The organism is Nocardia sp. NPDC060255 (assembly GCF_042727395.1).
GTDB lineage: Bacteria > Actinomycetota > Actinomycetes > Mycobacteriales > Mycobacteriaceae > Nocardia.
In genome coordinates this window covers 61,154-73,198 of record NZ_JBHXAU010000039.1, presented here as the reverse complement: position 1 = coordinate 73,198, position 12,045 = coordinate 61,154, and the positions used below count along the sequence as shown (strand labels likewise).

Annotated in this window: 13 protein-coding genes; 9 read left to right on the top strand and 4 right to left on the bottom strand. The window is 67.1% G+C overall.

The window, feature by feature from the left end:
- The first annotated feature begins 225 nt into the window (after positions 1-225).
- On the top strand, positions 226-1,440 hold the full coding sequence (locus tag ACFWF1_RS41480; protein WP_379292178.1) for an MFS transporter: 1,215 nt from the start codon (positions 226-228) through the stop codon (positions 1,438-1,440).
- 75 nt (positions 1,441-1,515) lie between these two features.
- Positions 1,516-2,055 carry a GNAT family N-acetyltransferase gene (locus ACFWF1_RS41475; RefSeq protein WP_379292177.1) on the top strand — a complete coding sequence of 180 codons (540 nt, stop codon included), beginning with the start codon at positions 1,516-1,518 and terminating at the stop codon, positions 2,053-2,055.
- A gap of 1 nt (position 2,056) precedes the next feature.
- On the opposite strand, the gene ACFWF1_RS41470 is transcribed toward ACFWF1_RS41475, so the two are convergent.
- The 3 genes from ACFWF1_RS41470 to zapE form a co-directional block, all read right to left on the bottom strand.
- Complete coding sequence (locus ACFWF1_RS41470; RefSeq protein ID WP_379292176.1) at positions 2,057-2,809, bottom strand: alpha/beta fold hydrolase; 753 nt, start codon at positions 2,807-2,809, stop codon at positions 2,057-2,059.
- A gap of 44 nt (positions 2,810-2,853) precedes the next feature.
- Complete coding sequence (locus ACFWF1_RS41465) at positions 2,854-3,642, bottom strand: tyrosine-protein phosphatase (RefSeq protein WP_379292175.1); 789 nt, start codon at positions 3,640-3,642, stop codon at positions 2,854-2,856.
- Positions 3,643-3,718: 76 nt separating this feature from the next.
- Complete coding sequence (zapE, locus tag ACFWF1_RS41460) at positions 3,719-4,735, bottom strand: cell division protein ZapE (RefSeq protein WP_379292174.1); 1,017 nt, start codon at positions 4,733-4,735, stop codon at positions 3,719-3,721.
- A gap of 35 nt (positions 4,736-4,770) precedes the next feature.
- Between zapE and ACFWF1_RS41455 the strand changes: the two genes are divergently transcribed.
- From ACFWF1_RS41455 to msrB, 4 genes are all read left to right on the top strand, one after another.
- Positions 4,771-5,532 carry a pyrimidine reductase family protein gene (locus tag ACFWF1_RS41455; protein ID WP_379292179.1) on the top strand — a complete coding sequence of 254 codons (762 nt, stop codon included), beginning with the start codon at positions 4,771-4,773 and terminating at the stop codon, positions 5,530-5,532.
- A gap of 32 nt (positions 5,533-5,564) precedes the next feature.
- Positions 5,565-7,121: an alpha/beta hydrolase gene (locus tag ACFWF1_RS41450; RefSeq protein WP_379292173.1), complete on the top strand. Its 1,557-nt coding sequence runs from the start codon at positions 5,565-5,567 to the stop codon at positions 7,119-7,121.
- 84 nt (positions 7,122-7,205) lie between these two features.
- Positions 7,206-8,504: a glycosyltransferase family 87 protein gene (locus ACFWF1_RS41445; RefSeq protein ID WP_379292172.1), complete on the top strand. Its 1,299-nt coding sequence runs from the start codon at positions 7,206-7,208 to the stop codon at positions 8,502-8,504.
- The gene (msrB, locus tag ACFWF1_RS41440) at positions 8,504-8,947 is read left to right on the top strand and encodes a peptide-methionine (R)-S-oxide reductase MsrB (protein ID WP_379292171.1); all 444 of its coding nucleotides are present in this window, start codon (positions 8,504-8,506) and stop codon (positions 8,945-8,947) included. The genes ACFWF1_RS41445 and msrB overlap by 1 nt, the downstream gene beginning before the upstream one ends.
- A gap of 330 nt (positions 8,948-9,277) precedes the next feature.
- On the opposite strand, the gene ACFWF1_RS41435 is transcribed toward msrB, so the two are convergent.
- Positions 9,278-9,715 carry a MarR family winged helix-turn-helix transcriptional regulator gene (locus ACFWF1_RS41435; protein ID WP_379292170.1) on the bottom strand — a complete coding sequence of 146 codons (438 nt, stop codon included), beginning with the start codon at positions 9,713-9,715 and terminating at the stop codon, positions 9,278-9,280.
- 77 nt (positions 9,716-9,792) lie between these two features.
- Here ACFWF1_RS41435 and ACFWF1_RS41430 point away from each other — a divergent pair, with 77 nt between their 5' ends.
- From ACFWF1_RS41430 to ACFWF1_RS41420, 3 genes are all read left to right on the top strand, one after another.
- Positions 9,793-10,437, top strand: coding sequence for a maleylpyruvate isomerase family mycothiol-dependent enzyme (locus tag ACFWF1_RS41430; RefSeq protein WP_379292169.1), 645 nt, complete (start codon positions 9,793-9,795; stop codon positions 10,435-10,437).
- Entirely contained in the window at positions 10,437-11,351 is a 915-nt protein-coding gene (locus ACFWF1_RS41425; protein ID WP_379292168.1) for a hypothetical protein, read from the top strand. The genes ACFWF1_RS41430 and ACFWF1_RS41425 overlap by 1 nt, the downstream gene beginning before the upstream one ends.
- 87 nt (positions 11,352-11,438) lie before the next feature.
- Positions 11,439-11,726 carry a hypothetical protein gene (locus ACFWF1_RS41420; RefSeq protein ID WP_379322275.1) on the top strand — a complete coding sequence of 96 codons (288 nt, stop codon included), beginning with the start codon at positions 11,439-11,441 and terminating at the stop codon, positions 11,724-11,726.
- The last annotated feature ends 319 nt before the right edge of the window (positions 11,727-12,045 follow it).

Genomic DNA, 12,045 nt, shown 5'->3' with positions numbered 1-12,045 from the left:
CCTTCTGGCCCATCGATGAACACTCATCGACCGACCGGTCAGTGTCCGGGATGTCCTGTCACTGGAGTGTCAGGGATGTGCTGTCAGTTGAGACCAGGTTTCGCATGCAATTCCGGGTGCCGGAAATCAAGAGGCGTGCGTCGCATCGAGAGGGAGCCCGATCCGCGGCAGGCGGGCGGTTTGATTCGGCGCGCGGGACCGCGGTTACCCCGCTACCCTGCGCAGATGAGTTCGATCGCGCCCATCCTGCGGGGCGCCCGGATCGCGAACTCGTTCGCGTTCGGGTTGCAGGGGTTCTTCTTCGCCGTGGTGCTGACCCAGTTGCCGCAGCAGAAGGACAAGTTCGGGCTGTCCGACGGGTTGATCGTCGGCTCGGTGGTGTTGGTGTCGCTGCTCGCCGGCGGCGGCAGCGTGGCGGCGGAACAGTTGGCGCTGCGCTGGTCGAGCCGGGTGACGGTGCGGATCGGGCTGCTGCTCATCGCGGTCACCGGTACCGCGGTCGCGTTCGCGCCGAACACGGCGGTGCTGCTGATCGGGCTCAGCTGCTACGGGATCGCGGTCGGCATCGTCGACGCGAGCACGAACATGCAGGCGGTGTTCATTCAGCACGGGTACGGGAAGTTCGTACTGTCGTCGTTCTATGCGGCGTGGAGTGCGGGGTCGATCACCGGCGCGCTGTTCGTGTCGGGGTGCGAGGCCCTGGGGGTGACGCTGCGCGAGTCGCTGCTCGGGGCGGCGGGCATCGTGCTCGTCATCGGGTTGATCCTCGGACCGCGGCTGCTGGGCCCCCGGGAGGCGGAAGCCGGTCCGGCCGAGGAGGTCGTCGAACCCGCGCCGGTGGCGTTCCGTGCGTACTGGGTGTTCGGTATCGCGATGGCGTTGGTGTTCGCCATCGATTTGGCCGTCGGTAACTGGTCGGCACTGTTCCTGACCGATGACCTGCTCGCCAGTTCGGCGACGGCGGCCTTGGGGCTGGCCGCGTACCAAGGCACGTCACTGATCGCGCGGCTCACCGGCGACCTGTTCGTGCGACGGTTCGGACCGCGGCGCGTGGTGCGGACAGCGGCGGCCATCGGTGTGGTCGGCTTGGCGACCGTGATCGCCGCGCCCGGGCCGATCGTCGCGATCGTCGGCTTCCTGATCGCGGGCGTCGGCATGCCGGTGATCGCGCCGCTGTGCTTCAGCGAGGCCGGGCAGCTGACCAGCGGTCGCGGTCTGGACGCGCTCATCGCACGACTGAATCTCTTCAATTACGCAGGCACTTTGGTGGGTGGCGGGGTGGTCGGCGCGGTCGCGGCGGGCTTCGGGCATCGGATCGGATTCGTGATTCCGCTGGTGTTCGCGGCGGCGCTGATCGGGTTGGCGCGGGTGTTCCACGCGCGGCCTGAAGCAGACAAACATCCCACCTCTCCGGACGATCATGCTCTACTGGACACATGAGTGAGCGTCAGCGAGCGAATCAAAAACACAGGGCGCCTCGCGCATGACGGAACCGAGCGCCAGCGAGGCGGAGTCATGAGCAACATCCCGGTCACTGTTGACCGGGCCGGCCTGTGGGACGCCGAAGAACTCAGTGACGTTGCGGCCGCGACCTTTCCCCTCGCCTGCCCACCGGAGGCGACCGCCGACGATATCGACATCTTCATCACCGAGGCGCTGTCCGGGGAACGGTTCGGCGAGTATCTGAGCGATCCGGCCAGGATCGTGCTCAAGGCCGTCGCGGGCGACGAGATCGTCGGCTACGCGATGCTCATCGCGGGCGAACCCGCGGATTCGGCGGTGGCCGAGGTGGTGGGCCTGCGGCCGGTGGTGGAGATCAACAAGATGTATGTGGTGCCGGGCCATCACGGCAGCGGGGTGTCGACGGCGCTGATGCACGCGTGTTTGGAACGGGCACGCGACGGCGAGTTCGCCGGGGTGTGGCTCGGTGTCAGCCAGGAGAACGCGCGAGCTCGGCGGTTCTACGAGAAGCACGGATTCAGCTCGGTCGGCACCAAGACCAACACCGTCGGCAATCAACGCCACGACGACTTCGTGATGCGGTTGGTCTTCTAACTCACTTCACGAAATCAACCAGCGCGCTGTGGAACTCCGGCGCGATGACAGCCATCAGATGATCACCAGGCACCACGTTGAGCTTTCCGTTGGGCAGCGCGTCAGCGAGACGTTCGGGCTCCGCAGCGAACGGGTCGTTGTCACCCGCGAGCACCAGCGTCGGCACGGTGACATCGGCCAGACCGTCGATCGGCCGCGAGTCGAGGCCGATCGCGAGCGCCTGAATGGCCTGCCGGTCGGCATGCACCGCGTCCGCGAGAATCCGGAACATCATCGCGGTGGACGGCGCGCCCTCGTTGTCGTCACCCATCGCGGTCTGCAGATCGGTCAACTCGACAACCCGGCGATCGACACCACCGCAATCGAGCACCCCCGAACCGACCCCGCCGATCGCCAACCGCTCGACTCGCTCATCGGCGGCGGTGACCAGCAGCGAGATGATCGCGCCCATCGAATAACCCACCTGCACAACGCGGTCGAACCCGAGCTCGTCGTACAGCGCACTGACGTCCTTGGCCATGAACTCCCACGAGTACTGCGCCGAATCGTGTGGCTTCGCCGAGCGCCCGTGCCCGCGCGCATCCAGCGACACCACCGTGCGCCCAGCCGCCTGCAGCGCGCCGACCACCCCCGTGCTCATCCAATTCGCATTGGTATCCGCAACCACCCCGTGCTGCAACACGACCGGAACGCCCTCGCCCTCCCACACCCGATAGTTGAGTTCCAGGCCGTCCCACGTCTTGAACTTCGTCATGACCGGATCGTAGCGGCGTTCACGCCGGCACCGCCCTGCCCGAATCAGCCGAGCAGCTTGGCCTTCAGTGCCGCGATGTCACCGTCGGTGAGCTTCAGTCCGTCACGGACGTAGTTGTCGAAGCTGCCGTAGGTCTGGTTCGCCTGGTCGAATGCGGCGTCGAGCCACGGCTGTTGGACGCCGTTGATCGTGTCGTTCGGGGCGGCGTTGCGGTACTGGTTGGACAGCAGGTAGTCCTGGTTGACGGTGTCGCGGTCGACGCCGAGGACGGTGAGCAGGACGGCGGCGGTCCAGCCGGTGCGGTCCTTGCCCGCGGTGCAGTGGAACAGCACCGCGCCGTCGGTGTTGATGATGTCGTGCAGCACCGAGGCGAAGGCCTGGTTGGCGCCGGGGGCGGTGATGAACGCGCGGTAGAGGCTGTCGCCGCCGGTGAGGGTGCTGGCCAGCACCGCGGGCGGGGCCTGACCGATCACGTCGTCCCAGTTCGCGGTCGCGCCGGCGGGCACCTTGTCCGGGCCGAGCGCGCGCTCGTAGACCGTGCGCAGGTCGTCGACGACGCGGACCTGACGGCCGGACAGTTCGGCGAGGTCGGCCGGGGTCGCGTTGTTCAACTGGCCGGTGCGGTAGACGAGGCCGGTGCGCACGGTCTTGCCGGTGGCGGTCCGGTATCCGCCGATGTCGCGAGCATTCTGCACGCCCTGCAAATTCAGCGAACGGTCGAACGCGACGGCCGAGGCGGCGGGCGGCTCGGCGAGTGCGGCACCGGTCACCGGCCCGAAGGCGACGGCCAGCCCGGCGGCCAGCGCGATCGGGGTGCGAAGCGAGCGGGTCATGCGAATGCTCCAATCATCGGTTCCCCCGAGGCCCCAGCAAACCAAATGAAACATTGGTTGTTCAAACCAGGGGGGTTTACGCGGTGACCTCGAACCGGGACAGCGCGAGCAAACGCGAAATCGCGCGCAGATACTTCTTGCGATACCCGCCGTCGAGCATCTCCTGCGAGAAGATCTGATCCAGCTTGGCACCGGACACCGTCACCGGGATGCTCGCGTCGTAGAGCCGGTCGGCCAGCACCACGATGCGCAACGCCACGGCCTGATCGGTGACCGGATGCACGTTCGCGATGAACACCGCCGACACCCCCGCGATCAGCGCGCCGAACTTCGACGGGTGCAGCGTGCTCAGGTGCTTGAGCAGTTCGTCGAAGTCGTCGAGCGTGGAACCCGGTGTGGCAGCGGCCCGTTCGGTCAGCAACGCCGACGAGGTCGGCTCCGGTGCGGGCGGCAGATCGCGGTGCCGGTAGTCCGGGCCGTCGACCCGAACCGGCTCGAAGATCGAGCCGAGCTTCTTGATCTCCCGCAGGAAATCCTGTGCGGCGAAACGACCTTCGCCCAACTGACCCGGCAGCGTGTTGGAGGTCGCCGCGATCGAGACGCCCTTCGCGGACAGCTCGGTCAGCAGCCGCGAGACCAGCATGGTGTCGCCGGGATCGTCGAGCTCGAACTCGTCGATGCACAGCACGCTGTTCGCCGACAGCCGCTCCACCGCATTGGTGAACCCAAGGGCGCCAACGAGATTGGTGAGCTCGCCGAAGGTGCCGAACGACTTCGGCGCGGGCGCGCTGTGGAAGATGGAGGCGAGCAGGTGGGTCTTGCCGACACCGAATCCGCCGTCCAGGTACAGCCCCGCCCCGGACACCTGCTTCTTCTTGCCGAACAGGCTCTTCTTGTTCACCGCCTGATAGATCTTGGCCACCTCGCCGGCGAACTCCTCGGCCTTGCGCACCGCCGCCGCCTGGCTCGGCTCCTTGGGGTCCGGAATGTAGGAGGCGAAGCTGACGTCGTCGAACATCGGCGGGGGCACCATCTGGGCGACGAGCTGGTCGGCCGGAACCTCAGGGTGGCGGTCGACGAGGCGTTCTTGCATGACGGAAGCCTAATGACGTGGTGAGATCTACCTCCATGCAGCGTATCCACAATGCGATCCAGCTCACAGACCTGAGACCGGACGATCTCGCGCAGTTGTACGCGTACCCGGCCGACCTTCGCGAACCCTGGGTCCGCGCGAATTTCGTGTCCAGCATCGACGGCGCCGCGACCAGCGACGGCCAATCCGGCGGCCTCGGCACGCCTGCGGACAAAGCAGTGTTCCTGATGCTGCGGGACTTGGCCGATGTGGTGCTCGTCGGCGCGGGCACGGTCCGCTCGGAGAATTACGGTGGCGCCAGGACCGATCCGCAGCGTCGTCGCGCGCTGCACGAGCGCGGCATGGGCGGTCATCCAGAGGGCGCGGCCCCGCCGATCGCGGTGGTCACCGCGAGCGCGGCGATCGACCTCGGCGCCCGGTTGCTCACCGACACGACCGTCCCGCCCTTGATCATCACCACGACCACCGCACCCGCCGACCGCAAGCAGCAACTGACCGACGCGGGCGCGGACGTGATCGAGGCGGGCGACCTCGCGGTGACCCCGAAGGCGCTGCTGCGCGTGCTAGCCGAGCGCCGATTACACCGGGTGCTGTGTGAAGGCGGCCCGCACCTGTTCGGTGAGCTGCTGGCCGCCGACGCGGTCGACGAGCTGTGCCTGACCACCGCACCCGTGCTGGTCGGCGGCACGGCCCGGCGAATTTCGCTGTCCGCGCACGAGTTCCACCACCCCATGTCCCGCGCGCATATCCTGCTCGACAACGACGGCACGATGCTGACCCGATGGGCCCGTGCATGAAAGAACTGCCCGAACCTGGCAGGCTGTAGCGCATGCGCTGGACTCGGGCCGTCGTGCTGGCCGCGACACTCTCGACAATGATCGCCGGATGCGGGGCGGGACCCTCCGACCGTCCCGGCGTCGCCGTCGAGCGTCAACGGGTCGGCGGCGTCGCCACGCCCGCGGTCATCCCGGTCCCGCCGCCGAGCGCTGAGCTGCCGAAGACCGACCTGGCGTGGAAGGACTGCACCACGCCGACGCTCGATCTGCTCGGCCTCGGTCCCGCCCCTGCCGGGCTGGTGCTCGAATGCGCGGAGTACACGACCGCGATCGACGCGAGCGGCGGCGTGCTCGGCAACTTCCGCGCCGCGGCGATCCGAGCCCGGCTGCCCCAGACCCCGGCCGACGCCGCCCCGCTGATCCTCACCTCCGGCGCCGACCGTTCCTCCACCGCCACCCTCGCCGGGCTGGCCGCCGGACCGGCGAGCGCGCTGCTGGCCGCGCGCCCGATCGTCGCGGTGGACCGGCGCGGCATCGGCAGCTCGCAGCCGATCGACTGCCTGCCGCCCGAGGTCCGCAAGGGACTGGCCGACAACGCCCAATTCGGCCCTGGCGCAAACGATCCCGTCACGGCGATGACCACGTTCAGCCAGGACGGCACCATCGCCTGCCGCGATTTCCTGCAGCCCTACGAGGGCGCCTTCGACGCACAGCACGCCGCCGACGACATCGAACAGCTGCGCAAGCAGTGGCAGGTCGACCACGTCGCGCTGCTCGGCTCGGGCAACGGCGCGAAGGTCGCGCTCAGCTACGCCCGCAAGTACGGCGATCATCTGGCCCGGCTCGTCGTCGACTCCCCCGAGGCCGTCGGCACCGACGCCATCACCCGGGCCGAGCAGCAATTGACGGGCGCGGAAGCGGCGTTGACCGCATTCGCTCAGCGCTGCACCGGGATCAACTGTTCGCTCGGCGCGGACCCGCGCGCCGCGATCACCGATCTGGTGAACCGGGCCGGTTCCGGTGGGCTCGGCGACATCTCGGCCAACGCGCTGCTCACCGCGGTCACCGGTTTCCTCGGCAGCCCGCGCGCCGATCAGGCCAACCGGATCCGCGAACTCGCCGACGCGCTGTCGGCGGCCGGGCGCGGCGACCGCGGGACGCTCGGCAATCTGATCCAGCGCGAGTCCGCGGCGATCGGCAGCGACGGCCAATTCGTCAACCGCTGCACCGACACTCAGCAGCCGCCCACGCCGACCAAAGCCAAGGAACTGATGGGCACCTGGGGCGCCAAGTACCCGGTGTTCGGCAAGAACATGGCGATCGGGCTGATGGAATGCGCGGCCTGGCCGGTATCCGCCCCGCCCCCGATGCCGGACAAGCTCACCATTCCGGTACTGGTGCTCGGCGGTATCGCCGATCCGGTGGTCGGCAACGCGGGACAGGCCTCGGTCGCCGGTGCGCTCGGCGCCGCGGGCGCGCGGCAAGCGGGCGTCACCTGGCAAGGCTGGGGTCACCCCGTGTCCACGCACTCGACTTGCGCGCAGCGGACCATGGTCGACTATCTGAAGGACGCGAAACTGCCCGCCGACGGCACCGCCTGCCCGGCCTGATCTCGCGACCCGAATAGCGCTTCTAGCGGCGCGTCGAAGAGGTCCGGACAACCGCAGGAACATGATCCGGTGTACCGTGCCCCAGTGTTACTTCGACAGCTCGAGCCCCGCAGTGCTCGCACCACCGCCGAGGTGATCAAGTTCGCACTCTGGCCGTTCGCGGTCATGACTGTGCTGAACCGGGTTTTCATCAAGGCTGTCAACGGTTTCATCACCGACGACTTCCGGCCGGTCTACCAGGCGTCGCTAGATTTTCTCAACCGGCGACCGGTGTACACGGCCAACCTCGATTCGGTCGACCCGCATTACCTGTACTACCCCAGTGGCACGCTGCTCATCGCGCCGGTGGCCTGGGTGCACGACTACGAGAAGGCGCGCTGGCTGTTCATCCTGCTGAACGCGGCCGCGATCATTCTCGCCTGGTATCTGCTGCTCCGGCTGTTCCGATTCACGGTGAATTCCGTTGTCGCGCCGGTGTTGCTGTTCGCGATGTTCATGTCGGAGACGGTCACCAACACGCTGGTTTTCACCAACGTCAACGGCTGTATTCTGCTGGCCGAGCTGCTGTTCCTGCATCTGCTGCTCAAGCGGCGAGACCTGTGGGCCGGCGTCGCGCTCGGGTTGAGTCTCGCGGTGAAACCGACGCTCATACCGCTACTTTTGATCGCGCTGGTCCGCGGGCAGTGGAAGGTATTCATCACCGCCCTCGGCGTGCCGATCGTGCTGACCGCGATCGCCTGGCCGCTGTCGAAGGACCCGGAGAAATTCTTCAGCCACACCGCGCCGTATCTGTTCGAGACCCGCGACTACTTCAACAGCGCGATCGCCGGTAACGGCGAGTACTACGGGGTCGCGCCGTGGCTGATCTGGTTCATGCGGCTCGGCATGTGTGTGCTGGTCGCCATCTCGCTGTGGTTGCTGTGGCGCTACTACCGCGACGACGAACTGTTCTTCGTGTGTACCGCCTCCGGTGTGCTGCTCACCGCGATGTTCCTGCTGCCCTCGCTGGGGCAGATGTACTACTCGATGATGCTGTTCCCGTTCCTGATGACGGTGGTGCTGCGCAATTCGGTGCTGCGCAATTGGCCCGCGTGGTTGGCGGTCTTCGGGTTCATGAGTTACGACAAGTGGCTGTCGGACCGTTGGCAGCACATCGGGCGCGACGTCGAATACCTGCGCATCACCTTTGGCTGGGGACTGCTGCTGATCGTGGTGTTCTGCGTGCTCGGTGACCGGTACCTGGCCGCGAAGCGCGAGGGCCGTCTGCAGTTCGGCATCGACCCCACCTGGATCAAGCCGGTGCCCGCCACCACCACCCCCGATTCGCCCAGGTCGGCCAACGGTTCCGCGACGACGGTGGCGAAACCTATTAGCGTGGAGTGATGAGTTCCGAAGCCGATACGTCCCTGCCCGCGCCGCGGATCCAGCTGACGCCCCAGGAATGGCGCTCCAAGCTGAACCCCGAGGAGTACGCGGTGCTGCGCGAGGCCGCCACCGAGCGCCCCTTCGTCGGCGAATACACCGACACCAAGACCGACGGCATCTACCAATGCCGAGCCTGCGGCGCCGAATTGTTCCGCAGCACCGAGAAATTCGACTCACACTGCGGCTGGCCGTCGTTCTTCGACCCGACCAAGTCCGACGCGGTAATCCTGAAGACGGACGACACCCTCGGCATGCACCGCGTCGAGGTACTGTGCGCGAACTGCCACAGCCACCTCGGCCACGTCTTCGAGGGCGAGGGGTACAACACGCCCACCGACAAGCGCTACTGCATCAACTCCATCTCGTTGCGGTTGCAGCCTGCGGAGGGTTCTACCAGCTAAAACACCCGGAGCTCGGTCGTTCGCAGGCGCTGGGTGAACGTTTTCACCGGACGTCCGCGAAGTCGACCGCCGGTCGATCCAGGCTCACATACGCCTGCGTGGTGGTTGCGGAGTTCTCCTCGTGGCCCAGGATCAATCATGCCGCCGGGACCCCGTGGACCTCCGCGACCCGGGTGACGCGGGTGCTTTTCACCCGATGGGAACGGGCCGGCGTCGATCGCTCGCAAAGGTCACCTGCGACTCCCCGCGAACTATGGCACGCTGCCGGAGCAGAAATCAGTCAGCGTGTCCTGCTGATCGCCTCGATCGGCCGCCGTCCAGCAGTTTCGCTCAGGCGTAGGGGTCGGCGATCTCGCGCAGCCGTGCCATGATCGTGCGCAGCTGGGCTATCTGCCGCGCGCCGAGATGGTTCTCCCATTCGAGTTCGACTCGTCCGGCTTCGGCGTTGGCGATCTGGACGCAGCGAATGCCGCGTTCGGCGAGGCGGACGAGTCGGGCGCGGCCGTCGGTCGGGTCGGCTATCCGCTCCACATACCCGGCGCGCTCGAGCTGGTCGACGAGGAATCCCGCGGTCTGCTTGGTGATCTGAGATTGTTCGGCGAGGTCGGTGAGCCGATTGCCCTGCGGTCCGATCCTGGCCAGCAACCGTCCCTGAGCGACAGTGACCTCACCGAAGCCCCCTTCGGCCAGTGCGGCGAAGACCCGATTCTCTATCGACCGGTACGCGATGAACATCAATGTTGCGACGTTCGGGACGGATTCGGACACAGCACTCCTTGTTGATAGTCAGTGAAGCTGATTAAATTAGTCAGAGAAGCTGACTTAATCCTAGCGGAGGTGGATCGGTGGAGTTCGATGAGGACCGCGCGTGGCGGGTGATCGAGGAGCAGCGCCACGCGATCGCGGACGTACTGGCCGGGCTCAGCGCCGACGAATGGGAGACACCGTCGCTGTGTGCGGGCTGGCGCGTGGCGGACGTGGCCGCGCACATCGTCCTCGGCACCCGGCCGCTGACCGTGTGGGCGACGCTGTCGGCCCTCGCGCGAGCGGGCGGACGCTACAACGCGATGATCGACACCCTCACCCGCGATCATGCCGATCGGCCCGATGCCGATCTGGTTGCCGAACTACGCGCATGCGCGTCCGCCCGCACCCTGCCCGCGGTGACGAACGTGCCGAACATCTTGTTCGACACCATCGTTCACGGGCAGGACATCGCGATCCCGCTGCACCGCTCGATCGCGGTGCCCCCGTCCGGCGCCGCGGCCGCCGCGACGCGCGTCTGGGCGATGGGCTGGCCGTTCTGGGCGCGGCGACGCCTGCGGGGTTTTCGGCTGACGGCTACCGACATCGACTGGACGGTCGGCGCCGGCCCCGTCGTCAGCGGGCCGATCACCGCATTGCTGCTGACGCTGACCGGGCGGCCGAAGGCTTTGGAGCAACTGTCCGGCGACGGTCTGCCCGGACTCGAACAACTCAGGAGGCTGTGATGTCCACCTTTTCCACCGCACGGCGCATCGGTATCGCTCTGGCCGGTGTGGCACTGCTGACATCGGCGGACCAGTGCGCCCTCGCCGCACCCATCCCGCCCTCGCATGAACAGGGCCACCCTTGTCCGCAACAACCGTTCGGATTCATCGGCGAACGGTGGAAGAAGATGGGAGCAGAGCGCAGCCCGATCGGCTGCCTCGTCGGCCCCGAACAGGTCCCGGTCCACACCCCGCCCGGGTTCCCCGCCGACATGGCCGAACGCAATCGGCGCGCGAGTCGCTATCAGCCCTTCGAGAACGGCCAGATCGTCTGGTCACCCGCGCAGGGCAGCGGAATGACGGTCGCGGTGTACGGGTACGGCAACAACATTCACGTCGAATGGGGCGACACAAACCCGTTCAGCTACGAGAAATTCATCGTCAGCGTCGACGGCAAACAGACCGACATCAATTCCAGCGGCAGCGACGGCCGCACCGACCGAACTACCAGCCCCGGCAATCACATGGTCGTGGTGGAGGGCTGCGACAGCCAGTGCCGCCAGGGCTGGACCGTGCCCGCCGAGGTGTACGTGCCTGGCGCACAACCACATCCACCCGCCCCCGCCCCCGCGCCGGCCATCAGCGTGACCGCGCACGGCGACGGGTCGTTCACGGTGAGCGGCAGCGGGTTCCTTCCTCGCTCGAATATCCACATCCGTGTTGTCGTGGGCAACGACTACCCCCAACCGATATGGCTCGAGCAGATTCTCGGCCCGCTCCACGCCGACAACGACGGCCGGATCACAGTCGAATCCGGCAAGATCTGCCACGGACAGGGCATGCTGCATTTCTCCGCCAACGACGGGCGTAACAACCAACACGACCTCACCGGGACATTGTGGTCGAACACTGTCCCCGCAACGTGTCCCGCCTGATCAATCGCACCGTCACTACTCACGCAGCTCCGGCGGCGACCCGAGCCGCGGAAACAGCGGCTAGCGTCCAGTCCGCCAGGCAGCGTCATGACCGTGAACACCACCGGCACCGGATCGGCAGACGCGCTCGACGCGCGGCGACTGGTGCTCGATCCCGACTTCGAGCCGTTGTTCACCGAGGTGGACAAGATCCTGTGCGACGCTCTCGCGCCGCGACCCCGTGCGCGGCGCGCACCGGTTCCGGTGCCGGGCCCCGGGCCCGCACCGACCCCGGTGCCAAGCCAGTACTACCGGCAGTGGCGGGGGCGCCGTCCCGCGCCTGGACTCGCTACCCAGCGCGGACCTCCGCCACGCCGACTATCTCCCCGAAAGTGAGCCAGCACAGCAGGAATGGAGGTGATGCCCCCATCCCGACACGATGGGAAGCACACCGTGCGGTGGCGGCAATACCGCCCCGATCCCCACATCACGGGCGCATTCGAGATCTCGAGTAAGGGATCGGGCGCAACGCCACGTGTGTGAGCACAGCGGGATAGCGGATGTGACGCCACCGCGCGGACGTAGGAAGTTCACAACGCCCTTCCATCACGGTCGTGGGGGGGGCCCCCCCCCCCCCGGGCCCCGCCGGCCGCCCACACGTGTGAATTTGACACCAAAAAGGTTGTTGTAGGCACCAAACGAATAGAGGACCGCA

What these genes read in the sequence shown, in the direction of transcription:
- ACFWF1_RS41480 (WP_379292178.1), top strand. Translation starts at nt 226, where the DNA reads ATGAGTTCGATCGCGCCCATCCTGCGGGGCGCCCGGATCGCGAACTCG.
- ACFWF1_RS41465 (WP_379292175.1), bottom strand. Translation starts at nt 3,642, where the DNA reads ATGACCCGCTCGCTTCGCACCCCGATCGCGCTGGCCGCCGGGCTGGCC.
- ACFWF1_RS41475 (WP_379292177.1), top strand. Translation starts at nt 1,516, where the DNA reads ATGAGCAACATCCCGGTCACTGTTGACCGGGCCGGCCTGTGGGACGCC.
- msrB (WP_379292171.1), top strand. Translation starts at nt 8,504, where the DNA reads ATGAGTTCCGAAGCCGATACGTCCCTGCCCGCGCCGCGGATCCAGCTG.
- ACFWF1_RS41470 (WP_379292176.1), bottom strand. Translation starts at nt 2,809, where the DNA reads ATGACGAAGTTCAAGACGTGGGACGGCCTGGAACTCAACTATCGGGTG.
- ACFWF1_RS41455 (WP_379292179.1), top strand. Translation starts at nt 4,771, where the DNA reads ATGCAGCGTATCCACAATGCGATCCAGCTCACAGACCTGAGACCGGAC.
- ACFWF1_RS41425 (WP_379292168.1), top strand. Translation starts at nt 10,437, where the DNA reads ATGTCCACCTTTTCCACCGCACGGCGCATCGGTATCGCTCTGGCCGGT.
- ACFWF1_RS41420 (WP_379322275.1), top strand. Translation starts at nt 11,439, where the DNA reads ATGACCGTGAACACCACCGGCACCGGATCGGCAGACGCGCTCGACGCG.
- ACFWF1_RS41450 (WP_379292173.1), top strand. Translation starts at nt 5,565, where the DNA reads ATGCGCTGGACTCGGGCCGTCGTGCTGGCCGCGACACTCTCGACAATG.
- zapE (WP_379292174.1), bottom strand. Translation starts at nt 4,735, where the DNA reads ATGCAAGAACGCCTCGTCGACCGCCACCCTGAGGTTCCGGCCGACCAG.